The sequence below is a fragment of the Anaerobiospirillum sp. NML120449 genome (genome assembly GCF_023051105.1).
Classification (GTDB): Bacteria; Pseudomonadota; Gammaproteobacteria; order Enterobacterales; family Succinivibrionaceae; genus Anaerobiospirillum.
In genome coordinates this window covers 1-16,466 of record NZ_JALKIL010000005.1, presented here as the reverse complement: position 1 = coordinate 16,466, position 16,466 = coordinate 1, and the positions used below count along the sequence as shown (strand labels likewise).

At 52.8% G+C, this 16,466-nt stretch carries 5 protein-coding genes; 3 read left to right on the top strand and 2 right to left on the bottom strand.

Going from position 1 to position 16,466, the window contains the following annotated elements; genetic code table 11:
- Positions 1-220: 220 nt before the first annotated feature.
- The 3 genes from MXE41_RS02630 to MXE41_RS02620 all read left to right on the top strand — a co-directional run bounded on the left by MXE41_RS02630 (position 221) and on the right by MXE41_RS02620 (position 12,604).
- On the top strand, positions 221-1,135 hold the full coding sequence (locus tag MXE41_RS02630) for a flagellin (RefSeq protein WP_247099248.1): 915 nt from the start codon (positions 221-223) through the stop codon (positions 1,133-1,135).
- 98 nt (positions 1,136-1,233) lie between these two features.
- Positions 1,234-2,169: a flagellin gene (locus tag MXE41_RS02625; RefSeq protein ID WP_247099247.1), complete on the top strand. Its 936-nt coding sequence runs from the start codon at positions 1,234-1,236 to the stop codon at positions 2,167-2,169.
- Between the two features lie 4,600 nt (positions 2,170-6,769).
- Positions 6,770-12,604, top strand: coding sequence for a hypothetical protein (locus tag MXE41_RS02620; RefSeq protein ID WP_247099246.1), 5,835 nt, complete (start codon positions 6,770-6,772; stop codon positions 12,602-12,604).
- A 2,032-nt stretch (positions 12,605-14,636) separates the two neighbouring features.
- Here the strand turns inward: MXE41_RS02620 and MXE41_RS02615 are convergent.
- The gene (locus MXE41_RS02615; protein WP_247099245.1) at positions 14,637-15,257 is read right to left on the bottom strand and encodes a hypothetical protein; all 621 of its coding nucleotides are present in this window, start codon (positions 15,255-15,257) and stop codon (positions 14,637-14,639) included.
- 415 nt (positions 15,258-15,672) lie between these two features.
- Positions 15,673-15,867 (bottom strand): hypothetical protein, encoded by a 195-nt coding sequence (locus MXE41_RS02610; RefSeq protein ID WP_247099244.1) that lies wholly within the window; start codon positions 15,865-15,867, stop codon positions 15,673-15,675.
- Between the last annotated feature and the right edge of the window lie 599 nt (positions 15,868-16,466).

Here is a 16,466-nt window from a genome sequence, read left to right as displayed (position 1 = left end):
GGGTGTTAGAGGTAAGAAGTGACATGTTTTTATGCATCTATTACGAAATAAAAAGCACGTATTTATTACAAGGTCATCAGAGGCCCTGGATCCGGGTAAAATGACGGCTTTATCTGACGTTAGCCTGATTGAAAGTCTCAGGGCGAGAACATGGTCCGTTGCATACCTTGAGATTATGGATTGCATAATAAGCATCAGATGATGCCAAGAGGTTAGTGTTATGGCAGTTTACGTCAATACAAACGTCAGTTCTCTTAATGGTCGCAGATATCTCAATAATGTCCAGAATCAGCTGACTACCACATACCAGAGACTCTCTTCAGGCCTGAGAATTAACAGTGCCAAAGACGATGCAGCTGGCTTACAGATCAGCAGCCGCCTGACAACTCAGATTAACGGCCTCAACCAGGGTAACCGCAACGCCTCTGACGGTATTGCCCTTGCCCAGACCATTGAGGGCGCCATGGACGAAATGACTGGCATGCTCCAGAAGATTCGTACCCTGGCTGTTCAGGCCAATAACGGCACCAACACCGCTGACGACCGCAAGGCTCTTCAGAAGGAAGCCACTGCTCTGGCAACCGAAATCACCCGTATTGCCCAGCAGACCAAGTTTGCTGGTGGCCAGATCCTGGACGGCGCCTACGGTGTAATGACAAAGGGTGGTGCTGCTGCTGGTGGTGCAAACTCAATTGGTAAGCTTACTCTTCAGGTTGGCGCTAACAAGGGCGACACTATCAGCTTTGAAGTCAATGCCATGAAGTTCTCCCAGATCGCAAAGGTCGGTGGACTTGATGATGCTGCTTTAAAGAAGTTCTGGTCCGCCAATAAGGGTATTGTCCTCACCGCTGCAGCTAATATTGCAGACGCAATCTCAGGCATGGACAAGATGATTGCTGCTGTAGATGCTGCCCGTGCAGGACTAGGTGCAATGCAGAACAGACTTGAGAGTTCAATCCGCAATCAGGCTAACGTTTCTGCCAACCAGGCTGATGCCCGCAGCAGAATTCGCGACGCAGACTTCGCCGAAGAGTCTGCAAACCTTTCCCAGCAGTCCATTATTCAGCAGGCTGCTACTTCCATGCTCATGCAGGCTAACACCCGTCCACAGCTGGGCCTGTCCCTCCTGGGCTAAACGATTACCGCTAATATTCTTATGGAGGCCAGCGAACTTAGGGGCCTCCATTTTAGCGGTCTGAATCTCTCTCCTATTGTCTTAATAAAGGTGACACTATGGCTGTGTACGTCAATACAAACGTCAGTTCACTTAACGGTCGCAGATATCTCAATAATGTCCAGAATCAGCTGACTACCACCTACCAGAGACTCTCTTCAGGCCTGAGAATTAACAGTGCCAAAGACGACGCCGCTGGCTTACAAATCAGCAGCCGCCTGACAACTCAGATTAACGGCCTCAACCAGGGTAACCGCAATGCCTCTGACGGTATTGCCTTTGCTCAGACTGCCGAAGGCGCCATGGACGAAATGACTGGAATGCTCCAGAAGATTCGTACTCTGGCAGTTCAGGCTCGCAACGGTACCAACACTCTGGATGATCGTAAGGCTCTTGGTAAAGAGGCTTCAGCTCTCGCTCAGGAAATTACCCGTATTGCGCAGCAGACCAAATTCGGCGGTTCTCTTATTCTTGATGGCGCCGGTACTAACTCAATCATGACTAAGGGCGGTACTGGTAACGCCACTAAGAATGAGATTGGTAAGCTTACACTTCAAGTGGGCGCCAACAAAGGCGATACAATCAGTTTCGAAGTAAATGCAATGAAGTTCTCACAGATTGCATCTGCAGGAAATGTTGCTAAAGCTGATTTAGAGGCTTTCTGGGTAAAAGCTACAAACAATGCTCCTGCCTCTATTACTTTTACCAAGGTAGATAACGTCGATAAGGCAATCACCGCTCTGGATGCAATGATTGGTGCAGTTGACGCAAGTCGTGCTGGACTAGGTGCGATACAGAACAGACTTGAATCTAGTGTGCGTAACCAGGCTAACGTTTCTGCCAACCAGGCTGATGCCCGTAGCAGAATTCGTGATGCAGACTTCGCCGAAGAGTCTGCCAACCTGTCCCAGCAGTCCATTATTCAGCAGGCTGCTGCCTCCATGCTCATGCAGGCTAACACCCGTCCACAGCTGGGTCTGTCCCTGTTAGGCTAACAGCCCTGTCTGGCAGCCTTAAAGACTGTCAGTTTCATCAGCTGTTTTGATAAAAAGCCCTCTGGTCTTTTCAGATCAGGGGGCTTTTTACTGCAAGCATTATGTTAAGTGCTTTACAAAATATTTAGTAAGTGCTTTAGTTGCATTTTCGGTTTCTGCAGGACCAGCCGCTCAAGGTCCTATACCTCTCCTCGTATCAACCCTCACTCCTGGCCCTCCTGCACTCACTAATCTGCGCGCATCAATAACATCCATCTCCTCTTCGGCCCAACTGTTCGTGCGATACACTTCCTCCAGCCTTGTCCCTTTGAATTGTTCATTTTTAACAGTCTTGAAGCACAGTCCCAACGACTAAAACCCTTCCTCTTCCGTGCCTTTCCTTGTCGCCAATTCCCACGAGCTTCTTTTCCCGTCTCATTCCACCAACCACGTCAATTCTGTCCGTCTTCATATCTTTAGTATTCACATTCATACTTAGCTCAAGATTTACCAGCTGTAACCCTTTGTAAAGCAAGACATCCTTTTTCTAATGCAAAAGCACTCGCACCACCCTCCCTTTCTCTCACGGCTGCATTCTCACCTCGGACCTGTCTTTTCAGACGTGCAATCGTGTTGCGTGCCTACTCGACTGACTTTCCGCTTGTCAGGAGGCAAGTCTGGCATCGAGCTTGTTTCAATGCATTTCTGCTTGTCTTTATGCATTTATGAATATCATAGATCCATACATACATCCGTCCATTCATTTATCCGTGGCTCCATCTCATCCGACTAACAGCCACCTGCTATTTGATGCTGACCTGTCATACAACTGGTTTTGTAATGTTTTGGTACATGGACAGGTGTTTCATTAGTATCTTTTGCTGCAATGTGGACTGATTAGGATGCTGAGGCTGTATTCAGCTTGCTCATAGGACCTTATACAATCGCCTCTGCAAAGCCTGTTACTCTCGCCACGTCTTCTACTTCGTCCAATGTATGTGCTGTCTTGATGCCTTTACACCCGTACCTGTGTGCTGGCAAGAGGCTGATGGTGCTTTTGTGATCAAGATGATCTTATAAGCATTGTCCGGTGTTATCTTCATGCGTCATGTGCTAGAATCCATCTCCACACTGTGTCTACGCTTCAGTGTTGGACATTTTTCTTTGCAGCCTCTTGTGAGTGCATGGTTATACCCGTCGCATCAATGATCCCCATGGCGTTCATACAGTACTCAGCTTTTGGTCCAGCCTGATTATTTTGAGCTGGTGCAGCTGGTCTGTTGATGCGTTCCTTTTGGGTTTATTGCCTGGTGAGCATGATTTTTCACTTGGATCGTATGGAAAAATGATAAAATCCAGAGGCTGTCATGAAAGACATTTCAGACAGCCCAAGATCCGCAGTTATGCCACGTCCCTGTGTGACATTAAGCTACTGCGGCTAATCAGACATAAGGAACATGTCTGTCAGTTCCTGAGCAGTACTTACTAAGATATCAGTCCCGGCTTGAGCCTTCTGGTCTCCTGCTATGGGTAAAATCACTGCTCAGGTACCTGTCCCTTTCACGGCAATGCATAAGCCCTGAAGGCGCAGACAGTTCAGACATCACCGACACAGATTAAGAATCTTTTATCTGTGTACCATGGCTTCATTCATGACAGACCATGGCATCTCATTTTCTTTTACCTGAGCATAAGGTATGCAGCCTGTGCTTAGTACCATTCACAAGCCGGCAGTACCCTGACAATTCAGGCTTCAGCTGATCTTTTACCACATCCCTTACCCCTTTACTTTAATTCTGCAGCAGCCCGACAGGCTGGTGTCCTTATCCTGTTGTTTTGGCCATACCCGGTAATAACACCCGGGAGTTCAAAACGGACCAGGCAGGCTCAATGCTTTGAGCTGTTAATTGCTCTGTTCTTCTGGCTTTTGACTATCGTAAGTAAGCACACGTTTTAGGGACCTGCACTGATGCCGAAAGCCGGCTTATAGGCACAGGGCATTTGTCTTGTTAAGGACGATGCAGAGCCAGGGCAGGGCAGGACAGGACATGACAGGACATGACAGTCAGGCTTTGGTTAGTGGCCTGCAGTTGGAGACGAGGAAAGCCAGGGCAGAGCAATACACGGCTGTACCTTGCAAGGCCGGGCCCTGCCGTAAGTTGCTGCGCCAGGCCCTGCCGTAAGTTGCTGCGCCAGGCCCTGCCGTAAGTTGCTGCGCCAGGCCCTGCCGTAACTTGCAGCCCAGTGTCATTGCAGATCTCACAAAGCAACAGGCTGCGTACTGTGCCCGGCAATGTCCCTGTGTACCGGGTAAAGCATTGCTCTGCTGTAACTTGCAAGCGATATCCGGCCAAATCCTTTGGGGCTGGGCCCTGCTGGTCCGGGCAATGTGATGCCGGGCTTGATTAAGCCTGGCTGGACTGCTGACTGGCTATTTGATGCACTGATGTAGCTGCTCACGGCAAGCCCTCGCCATGGCATTGGCCATGGCTCAGGCTCATGGCCATTGTACTGCCGATGCCGGGCAAGCCCATGGCAGCGCAAAGCAGGACTGGTCAATGGCCAGCTCAGCCATGTCTTTCCACGGGATGCACTGTGAGGCGTTGCCCAAAAGCCAGTGCCTTACAGGCATGCATCCCTGTTTTGCATCCAGCTCAAAGGCAATCTGCATCAGTTAACTGGTTTGACCTGCCTCAATTGCGCGGCAAGTTCTGCACTGCCTGCAGCTCATACCCTGCATTGTGGCAGGTTAGCCTCTGGGTACTGTAATCCCTGGCTCAGGTACCGTTACTGATTCTGGTGCTTTTGCCTGCTATGGGTGCGTGCGTATGCATGGAGCCTGATGGTAATCAAGTCGATGGGCCGTAGTACGGACCATGTGCTGAGCTGTACCCGGCTGGTGCTGTAAACGGATTTGGTGATGGGCTCTACCTGTTCTTGTGTTGAACTCCGATCAGTAGAGCTCAGGCAACTCAGTACGGCTTCTGGCAACTCAGTACAGATTCTGGCAGCTCAGTACGGTCTGGACAGATAAGGAAATGAAGGTGCCCGCAGTTGTGTGCAGCTGCCTGTCGGATCAGCCGGTACACCGTTCCTGCGGAGGGCTGACAACTACCCTTTGCTGTGTTCAGGATGGCTGTGGGCAGCTCCAGTGCGGGCCGTGTACCTGGTGCATGGTGTGAGGCCCCAGCGCTGTTGAGATAGGTCCTCATCTCTATGGATTACTGTTCTTGCCAAGTATACCCTGTAAGGTGCTTTGCACCTGCGGGCCAGGATTACTGCAAAACTGACTGCCCTGGGGTCAGATGTTTATTCTCAATGGGCTGCAGGAGTAGCTGTATGTACTCCTGGCAGCTTATGGCTCCCTGCTAAAGAGAGCCTGTCAGGCCTGAAGCTGACAGTAGCAGCTTCAGTCCTGTCAGGATTTGTCATTTTTAACTGCCAGCTTGCGGACATACAAACACCTTAAAAGCTGTCCTCAGGCATCAGCAGCTGTACAGCAAGCGTGAGGCTGGCCTTTTGCGCTGTAAGGCCTGTGGGCAGCTTAATGGCCCTGCGGCCTGCCCGGCCCTGCGGCATGTCTGGCCCTGTGGGCTTGCAGGCTGGGGCCATGTTTAATGTCCATGCCTCCCATAAAGGCAATGCCGGGCCTTGCTCGGGCCTGCCTCTGCTATCTTGCCCGGTCATGTCATTAGCCATGACCGGGCCTTGCGCTGTGTTGCTGCTCTTAAAGGATCTGTGGTTCTGTTATGCCCAGCTGCCATGTCAGCTATGAAAGGCTGACGCCATGCTGTGACCGGCATCTGCCGGTGGAAGCTGTCCACTGACAGCTGCATGGGCAGCACAGTCGTGCTGTGGCTCTGCTCTGTCCGGCTCTGCCCGGGTCTGTCCTGGATTCATGCCGGACAGTGGACTGTTCTGCCTTTGCCCATGCCTGAGGATAGTATGAGTCTGCCTGTGGCCTGTGCTCTGCTCTTTGAGCTGGGGCTGCAGGTCATCCGGTCGTGGGCTGCTGCTCTAATGCAATGCGCTGTGACCATGCTTGTGCCTGTGCTTTGTGTTAAAGGGCCCAGATGGGGCGCGTTGCTGTCGAACAGTCAGTGCGACTGTGCTGATGCAGTCAACCCAGCCCAGCCCTGCAGAGTCTGCCGGTAAGTACAGGATGCAGCCTTGCTCAGCTGTGAGCCCGTTAGACCTGGCAGTCAGCCCGGCTATAGCCTGAAGCTGTGCTCTGTGCCAGCCAGGATGACCATGACATTTGCTGTCGTCAGTAGAGCATGTGCTGCAGACCTTGTTCCGACCCGACCCGGGCCATGTTCCTGTCCCTGGTCATGTTTGCCGGGACTTCCGTACTGCATGGCAGGAGGCAGCTGTAGCCAGATGCCGCTGCTGATCGCTTAATGGATATGCTGCCTCCCTGGCAGACTGGTACTCATTCATACAGGCTTGCGCTGTGGCTGGCCTGGTGGCCTGGTTGCCGGGTTGTCTTGGAGCAGGGCGTCTTGCCGGGCTGAGTTCAGGGGATGATGCTGGCTGGCAGAGCCGCTGGATCTGTGCTGTGCTGTACTGCTCTGTGCATGGGCGGGCAGAGCGCTGTGGTCAATACATCAGGAGTACATTTATGGAATATGCAGATAACCATAACAATGGTCACGACTGGATGAAAGCAGCCAGCCCTGAGGGCTGTCCTGCTGATGTGGCCATGGCTGTTACTCTGCTGGCTTTCTGCACCGGCTATACTGACGCTGCATCTGTCAGCGCCATGGCAAGAGCCAACCATGACACCTTTGCCCGTATCTTTCCTGATTATCCCCTTAAAGATCTCTCCGAAGACATTATCCGCCGTGCCCTGATCTTCATTGGCAGGGAAAATTCCCCACGTCTTCTGGAAAAGTTCTTACTGCCTGTTATAGGCAATGCTCTGACCCGCTGTCCTGAGGACGATACCACTACCATCATAGCCCCGGCTGCCCATAGTGAAGACCTGCAGCCATTCCCGGCTCTGCCCATGCGAGCCGGTGGTGCTCTGGGCCATATTATGGTACCGGGATCAGCTCATGGCCGTGCTTCAATAAATTCAGCATACATTGCAGCAGCCCAGGCAGCTGCAGATGCAGGTACAGCCAGCTTAAGTGTACCTGGCATTCAGTCCGGCACTGCCATGGCAGCCTCCCTGCCGGTAGCTGGCTTACCTGCCGTTGCCAGCCTGTCCCCTGATGCCGGTACTGTGCCCTCGGGAGCTGCAGCCTGCGCTGCAGTCGGTGCCCAGCCAAATGTATCAGAGCCTGCAGCTGCCACTGCATATGCTCAGGGCACTGCTGCCAGTAGCCAGCCGGAGTCAGCTGCTGTAGCCGAAGCCGCAGCCAGCGTTGACGGACGTGCCGGCTGTGAGCATGGGGCCACTCTGTCTCATTTCCATACTCAGGACCATGCTGATGCACAGGTTCATACGCATACTTATGCAAATGGCAATGCCCATGCCGCAGCCTCAGGCTCTGGCCTAAAGACTGCCAGCGGATTATGGGATCAGCATGAGGACAGTATTCAGATTCAGTCCTATGGTCCTCTTATCCTCAATACTGAGCAAAGAGACAGTAATAATCACTCAGTAAACTCACCTGAATTTGCCACTCCATCACCTTCAGGCTTTGATCTGTACCATGATCAGCTTGATAACTGGGATAAGGGAGCCAGCTGTCCTGTGGGCTCGTATACAGGATCACAGGCCAGTGACCTCTGTTCCTCAGGAGCCGGGGATATCAAGGTACATGCCCGAAGCTGGGGCCTTGCTGACCGTCAGGGCAGCACTCTTGAGGAGCTTAGTGCTCTCCCGGCCACAGATCAGACCCCAGCCAGTTCCCCAGCTCAGGCCCCATTGAGCTCTCCTGCCCCTGCCTCAGCGGCTGATCACAATGCAGCCGGTTCAGCATACGGCCATGGTGCCACTTTGACTGCTTATGTTGCACCAGCTGAGGCTGGTAACACCGCCGCCACTGCAGCTGCCGAGGCCATAGCAGATGCGGCTGATAAAACTGGTGCCGCAATGGCTGCCGTGACCACATCATGTGCGACTGACAACACCGCCGCCGCTGCGACGGCTAAGGGCGTATCTGCTGCAGCAGACATCACTGGTGCTGCTGTGGCTGCAAGAGCCACAGCAGCTCAGGATGCCAAGGGCGCATCAGGTGCAGCCTCCGCTAATGGAGCTTCAGTTTCTGTCCGTGCTCAAGCTGCATATGCTGCCTCAGCAGCCAAGGCCGATGCTGCGTCTGATGCTTTAGGAGGGAGGGCCGATGCTGCGTCTGATGTTACACCTGAGTCTGAGGTCGCCTCTAAGGCATACAATACCGGTTCTTATACCTCTGTACCTGCGTCTGCATCAGCCTCTGTCTCTGATGATTCCTCTGTTGCCAAAGCTGCCACTAATGGGGCTGTTGCCACTGCTCATGCGGCTGCTGCAGCGCAGAATGAAGCCGCTGCTGCACAAAGTGCTGCAGCTGCAGTTGAGGCGGCAGCCAGCTCCAGTGCCAGGTGCAGGACCGGCTCCAGCTCCTCCAGTTATGTTGAGAGTGGTGATGAGAGCAGCTCTGATGATGAGTATGTAGACGGAAGAGACAGGGCTTTTAAGCCGGTACTGAGAAATATCATTACTGTCAGTGAGGACCGTACCTCAAAGGGACGAGAGCGTCATAACAGCTCTTCTGTCTATCTGCCTGCTGGTAAGGGACGTATGACTCTTGAGGAGCTGTCCATATCAGGCGCAGCTGCCTTAAATCAGCTTAGTGGACGTTCACGCAGCAGCAATGCATACAGCTCTTCTTTTGACAGCAGTCAGTCAGGTTCATCCCAGTGGCTTAACAGTTCACTAAGCGAACGCTTAAATACAGGCAGCTCCAGTGATAAAAGCATGTTCCCTGCAGTACGCTCAGCCTATACAGGAAGCAACGGCTATCGTGTCTCTGCAGCTGCAGCAATGTCAGTCCTGGCAGCTCTGCCCGGTCGTAAAGGCTCATGGAACGGTGTTACCGGAACCACAGCTGCAAATACTGCTCTGTCACCCAATAAGAACAGCCCACAGACCATAACCAGGACGGAAAGCTCAGCTGCAGCTCCCGACTCACCATCGGCAGCTGCGGCTACAGCTGTGACTATCGCTGCTAAAGCTGATGCCTGCGCATCTGATACCAGGAGCACTACAGTTGAGCACGGGGATGCCCGTGCCATGGCAGCTCAGTCCGTAGAGCAGCCTGCTCACTCGCAGGCAGCTGCCATGGGTGCCCCTTCAATGGAGCAGCGTCAGCACCTTGATACCACTGCCACAGCCACCTCAAACGTAGAGAAGCGTGAGCACCAGGATGCTACTGCCGCAGCTGCCCAGCCCATGGACCAGCGTAAGCACCAGGATGCTACTGCTGCAGCCGCTCATGCCGTGGAACTGCATGAGCACCAGGATGGTACTGCCGCAGCCGCCCATGCCATGGAGCTGCATGAGCACCAGGAAGGTATTGCCACAGCTGCCCATGCCGTGAAGCTGCATGAGCACCAGGAAGGTATTGCCACAGCTGCCTCATCCGTGGAGCTGCATGAGTACTCTGATGCCACTGGCACAGCTGCCTCATATGTGGAGCAGCGCAAGTCCCAGGATGCCGCTGCCATGGCTGCCCCATCAAGGCAGCAGCATCAGCAAAAGGAATCCAGTGCCATGGATGCGCTGGCCACTGAGGCACATCAGCATGAGACTGCATCTGCTGGCTATGATGCTTATGCTGACTCAGCATCATGCGCTGGCCTGTCCTCAGGCTCCTGCTCAGTTTCAGGAGCATCTTCAAGCTCAGGCCCGGATACAGGATCGGGCATAGACTTACGCTCACAGTCATGCATGGGCTCAGATATTGATGCTCTTACTGATGCAAAGCTTGGCTATGATTCTTCCTCTGCCACTGGCTCTCAGGGATCTGTTTGTCAGGATGCAGCTGCGACTGCAGCTTCCGATGCAGCATCCAATGCGTCTGGTAAGGGCTCTCCTGCCCATTGTGCAGTTGAGGCAATGTCCTTATTTGAGCCAGAGCCTGGAGCTGATCCTGAAGCAGCTTTTAAGGCAGTATCAACAGCCGCAGCCACAGTTAAAGCCGCAGGCACAGCTAAAGCTGCAGCTGCAGAAACATCAGCAGCCCCATCAGCACAATCAGCCCCAGCTACTGTTACAGCCTCAGGTTGCGCAGGTATCGCAAGCAATGCCGGATTAGAACCATTGTCCGGGGAAGAGGCCCTATTAAAGGGCCCTTGCGAGCCTGATTTGCAATCCAGGGGCAGGTCTGCAGCTGAGGTCACAGCCGCCTCTGACTATCGGCATGAGCAGGCTTCTCAGCTTGTGGATTTAGCTGCCTGTGATTCCGTTGCCCAGGCTGCTGCCTGTGCCAGAGGGCAGCAGGCTCACTGTTCCGGTAAGCTGCTGGCTGATGGCGGGGTTGCAGCTCAGGGAGCTGATGAAACTGGTCTGCAGGACTCTGACCTTAGTGACAGAGTATCTGACAGTAAAGCTGTAAGTGTCTGTGACTCAGGTGATAACTGTACTGTGCTTACTGAGGTATCAGGATATCTCAGTGCCGCCATATCACCTTTAAGTGAAGCCAATCATGGCACACTGATGGGATCTACAGCAATTTCATTAACTGCGGCTGTTACATCTGACCCGTCCTCCTGTGCACAGGATCAGGTCAGTACTGCAGCCCAGACAGCAGGCCGTAGCAATCAGGCTCAGGTCGCCGGGGACGGCACCGGCAGTGCCAGGGGCTCTGTACCGGCCTCCGGAGCTGCTGCAGCAAATGCTCTGGCAGACGCCGCTGCTTCAGTCGCAGATAGTGCAGCTCAGGTTGCCAGTGCAGGCGGCGCTGGAAGTGCAGGCCATGCAGCAGGAGCAGCCGGTATTGCTCCGGCAGTTGATGCAGGAGGAGCCGCAGGATCGGCCCCTGTAACTGCAGCCGACGCTGTGGCAGCACGCTCAGGACAGCTGTCAGGCACCACTGACAGTGCTCTTGTTAGCCATCAGGTATCTGAGACCTTCAGACAGCATTATCTGCGTAGGGTAATTAAAACCCTGTCTGAGGCTGATGAAGAATATGGAGCTGCCTGGGCAGAGCTGTGTGCAGCTGTGGGCGTACCGGCTCCTGCCATGGGAGCTGCCGCTACTGCAGCAGCAACTGCGGCAGCTCACGCCGCAGCTGAGGCCGCAGCTCATGCCGCCATGCAAGCCGCAGCCACTGCCGCCATGAAGGCTGCAGCGGCTGTTGCAGAGTCGCAGCTGCAGACCATGGGAGGCACGGCCACCAGGGGAGCAGGAGGACATGGAACAGCTCAAATCCCAGATGCTGCTAATCAGTTTTCGGAGACTTTCAGACAGAGGTATCTGCGTCAGACCATTAAAACCCTGGCAGCAGCTGATGAGGAGTATTCAGCTGCCTGGGACGAACTGTGTGAGAGTACTGCAGGTCTGCACAGGACCGGTCTGGCACCAGCTGCGGCTGCTGCTGCCGCCGCAGCCTGTACTGGCCGTATCACAGCCGAGCGCAGCGGCTTTAAGTCACCATGGCATGAGCTGGCCTTTTATGAGGGCAGCCGAGGTCTAGCCATGGGCTATTGCCTTGATGGCCTTGAGTGCTCAGACAGAAATGGCGCTACTGACCTTGTCCTGTCCTTTGACCTGCGTGGCTGTGTGGTAAGTGCTGCCGGTATGGCTAATCCCCGTATCTTTGTTGAGTCAGTGCTCTTTAACCATGCTGACTACTTTGTAGCCCTCAAGTCATCCCAGAAAGCAGCCTGTCAGACTGTAAGAGAGGTATGTGAGCGTACCTGGGGCATACCTGACTTCCAGTACACTTTCATTGACCCGGTCAGTGCACACAGAACTGTTCGTCTCTTTACTCTGGTACCAGGTTCAGCCTTTGCTGAGGACTTCTTGAAAAAGTGGCCCGGCCTTGCACCGGGATCTGCCCTGATGGTACGCACCTTAAGTGGTCCGGTTAACTCCGATGGTGAGCTGGTAGAAGAGCGCTTCTTCCTGTCATCACTTACCTTTGACGGTTCAGACCGCAATGAGCTGCTCTCTGAGGTCATAAGCAATCACTACGACGGCCCACGCTCACGTTCCTGGCTTATGGATATTAACTTCTACCACTATGGAAGCCGCAGCTTTAATGCTGACTATCTTATTGGCACCACTTTGCTGGAGAAGACAGCTGAGAAAATTATGAATCACGCAGTAAGCCATGGTGGACATGTGGCACGTACCGGAAGCAGTTCAGCCGGAGGCCACACCGGCTCACGTGCATCAGGCAGCCGCAGCACCGGCCGTGGCACAGCCTCACGTGCCGGTGCGGCCAGCCGCACCGCCGTCAAGGCCAGCTTCAACCACCTTAACACTGCCCTGTCGAGCATTTACCAGTACCTCTCCCGCTGACGCCCATGCCCATGGCTTCCATACAGCAATGAAGCAAGCAAAGCCGTAATGCGGCCAGCACAGCAGCCCTGCAGCCATCACAGCCCACGTGCTGCCAGCAAAGCCATGAGGTCAGCAAAGCCGTAATGCGGCCAGCACAGCAGCCCTGCAGCCAGCACAACACCCGTGCGGCCAGGAGGAGCTATGTGGGCGAACAGAGCAGCAGCCCCACGCTCAAGGCTGTCATACAGCCATAAGCAGCAGCCGTGGGCCAGGATCATACTGCAGCCATCCCACACTCCATACTGCCATGCAGTCATGAGCTGCGTCCATGCTGCCATGACCAGACTGCAGCCTCCCCACAGTCCATACTGCCATGCAGTCAGGAACTGCGTCTATGCTGCCATGACTGGACTGCTGCCGTCCCTCGCCCCATACTGCCGTGCAGTCAGGAGCTGCGTCCCTGCAGCCAGTACAGCACCGCAGTGTTGCGGGATCATGCGGGCAAGGCTATAGCGCTGCAGGCACGAAAACTTGCGGCAGCACACCAGTGCGCGAATTTAATAATGAGAATGCGCCTGTGGGCCTGCCGTCAGGCATCTTGCTAAGTGACATATTGCCACGCAGATGATTGCCATGCGGCGTATTGATATGGTCAGAGCGAATGACGCAGCTAACTGATGCTGACATGCTGACATGCTGACATGCTGTCAGCTTTTGCTGTCAGCTTACAGCTATTACCTCTGTTCGCTGTTTCTGACATGCTATGAGCTGACAGTTGAAACTTGATGCAGTTAGCTGGTAAGGGTGAAGCCGGCGCCCGGCTTTCACAGAGAGCTGGCAGACAGCCGTCAGCATACCTGCCGGACAATATATGCCATGCGACATGCATGAGGACAGTCATGCTCAAGGACTGTGCGCTCGCACTCCGGGGGCTCGGCTTGTGGGCTGCTATGAGGTATGTCTTTAGCAGATCTGCATGGCGGCCGGTCATAAGTTCACTGTGCAGGGCTGATCGACTGTCGTACATTCTCATAGAGGGGATAAGGCGCAGCTCTAATGTCTGGCTCCATGTCTGAGGCGCTACCAGACTTATGGCCAGCTGATAAAGCATAATGTCTGCAGGGTAGGAAGACTTACAGCCTGCTGAGACAGCAGCCTGCCATTCGGGCAGCCAGACTGCCATCCTTCCATACAACCAGTGCCCGGCTGCAAACCATGCCGCCAGCCAGACATGCAACCAGCCATACAACCAGAGCGCGGCGCGAGCCATACATCCAGAGCCGGACTGAGGTCCTGTATGACGAAGATTCAGATTGAGTAATGTGAATTTCTTAATATATGCGTTAGCAGATAATCAACTCAACCTGCTATTAATACATCGATCAATACATCAGTCCAGCCATTGATTCGTTCATTCACGCACCAGTCATCAGCCATACCATCATCAGGCTATCAGTTCTGATGGCGGACTGGGATTCAGGTGACAGTGTATGACTGCAAGATGAACTCTTAAAAGGACTGGAGATCCGTACGTATCGGGCACGGCAGACTGTAATACGTTGAGCGTTTTTGAGGAACACGGCTGTCAGTCCGCTACATCGCTGAGCTGCGCAGCATCTCAAGTTTGGTACTGTCACATTCAATTCATACAGCTATCCACACATCAAATCCAGCCCACACCACCCCATTGCACCCAGTACCGGCGCACAGTAACCAGTTATGTCCAGTCCATTACACTCACCTCCGTTCGGTTAAGTCGTGCTACTGGGACCAGCCTGAGATGTATGTACGCTTTTATTGGACACGATGGATGTTAGAGCTGTGGGCAAATGGACATTGACAGTCATCTGGGCCATGCTGGCGGTATTGCCCTCGTCACTCCGTAGCCTGTGCCCTCATTATGATGATACAGAGCTGTGACTGATGGCGTGCCGGGCAATGAGGTCGATCTGTTGCCGCTGTCGTGTATGTCATAATGTGCGCGGCAGGGTGCGCGCTGCAGGATGTGCGCAACGGATGCTGAGCTGACTGGGGCTGTCACAGCCATAGTTCATATAACGTCGTGAGAGAGGATTTCAAACTCAATGGCATCGTCTGCATGTTTAAGCTGAGCTCGTAAATCAAGACCCATATAGTCATCTTCCTCACCCAGCTCATCTCCAGTAAGACGCAGATGCAAAATGACAAGCAGATAGCGGGTTATATCAGGGCTGTTGAGGTCAGCCCACAGCTCCTGCCATGCTTTGCCATTATGGTATTTACAGCGCAGTCTGCCTTCTTTGAGTTCGTAGTAATGAGATGAGCTGTCCATCCAGGTATAAGAGCATGACAGTGAGCCCACATAGTAATTACCGGTAAGAAAGCGCAGGTCAGGGAAAGAGTCCACCTCTGACATCAGGTCCGTGCTGTGAGGGTTAAGATAGTTATCCCAGATAATGCCCTCAGCAAGGTCCAGCATCTCATCAATGCGTCCTCTAACTGTAGCCGCATCCTCAGGAGTCACTTCATCACCAATGGTAATGCACGGCTGCATCCTGTCTTCAAAGGTAATATAGCTGTTCTCCCTGTTCTCGCGCTCAAATACCAGGCGTACCGGACGTACCCCTGAGGTAAGACGTATGCTCTGTACAGACTCACCATCTGCCAAAGCGTAATCATACTTGCATTCCATAAACTGTCCTGGTCTTTTATTCCCTGTCATCAGCCCTGCCAGACAAGGCAATCGATTTGCACCTGTCTCTGTAAATATAATTTCTAAAACACTATGTATACAGTATAACTGATGTGCCTTTTCAAACGTCAACTGTAAGTGACATGCTTCCTGCTCATGTCTAAACAGCTCATTTGGCGCTGTTTTGAAAAGCCCAGGCATGGCAGGTATTGCCTGTGACTGGTATGTTAGCATGAGGGATGAATAAAGGTATAGCCTGCTGATATATCTCAGGTTATCGTTATGTGTCATGCATCACAATGGCAGCCTTTTAGCAGCGACACTAATTTCACATCACATGACCTGAGTGCCCATGTTTTACAGGTATCCCTGCCCAGGTTTTTCAAGCCCCCTTACCCCCGACTGCCCGCTTCAATCATCCTGCATTATCTAAACCATAAACAGTATACATAAGGTTTGTAAAGCGATTACTGACAGTCAGGTCATAGGTACGGGTATTGGGATGGATATTGATATGGATAAGGATACGGATACGGATATGTATACGGGTACTGGTACAGGTATGGATACGCGTACAGGTATTGGTATGCGGCACAGTGATGGTGATCATTAGTTTGCAATCAAAGTATTCTGGGCATTCTGGCCTCAGAAAAATATCATGATGTTGCCTGTCAATTAATAATCTATAATACAATATGTAAAGCAATTATGCACAATTTGCCGCACAAATAGCCGTTCTCAAAAGGCATAAATTTCAAACCCGGTTACGCCATAAAATCGAGTTGCAGTTGAAGTGGGCCTGCCTCAAAACGAAAAAGGCGACTTCCGGATTATTCCAGAAGTCGCCTTTAATATTTTGTAAAGCATTAAACCTGTAGTGTGTTCATGCTTCAGAGTCATTCCTTACATATGAGCTTGCCTATCATGTGCAGGGAGTTGTCGTGGCATGAGCATGGTTTTGGATTAAATGCTTTGTAAATTCTTTTGAGTGTGCAAACGTATGCAACGCTCTTATAACAGTCTTTCTGAGTAAAGGTTGCCAGGAAATTGCGATGTGGCATCACCACCAGACGCCGGGGCAACTGCCCCGGCTACGGTGACAATGAATATCACAAACTGTTATTAGAATACGTAACGTACGTTAGCGTTAACACCGAACTCCTTGACGTTGGAGGCACCGGTGTAGTTAACACCCAGACCCATACCGAA

What these genes read in the sequence shown, in the direction of transcription:
- MXE41_RS02610 (WP_247099244.1), bottom strand. Translation starts at nt 15,867, where the DNA reads ATGATCACCATCACTGTGCCGCATACCAATACCTGTACGCGTATCCAT.
- MXE41_RS02625 (WP_247099247.1), top strand. Translation starts at nt 1,234, where the DNA reads ATGGCTGTGTACGTCAATACAAACGTCAGTTCACTTAACGGTCGCAGA.
- MXE41_RS02620 (WP_247099246.1), top strand. Translation starts at nt 6,770, where the DNA reads ATGGAATATGCAGATAACCATAACAATGGTCACGACTGGATGAAAGCA.
- MXE41_RS02615 (WP_247099245.1), bottom strand. Translation starts at nt 15,257, where the DNA reads ATGGAATGCAAGTATGATTACGCTTTGGCAGATGGTGAGTCTGTACAG.
- MXE41_RS02630 (WP_247099248.1), top strand. Translation starts at nt 221, where the DNA reads ATGGCAGTTTACGTCAATACAAACGTCAGTTCTCTTAATGGTCGCAGA.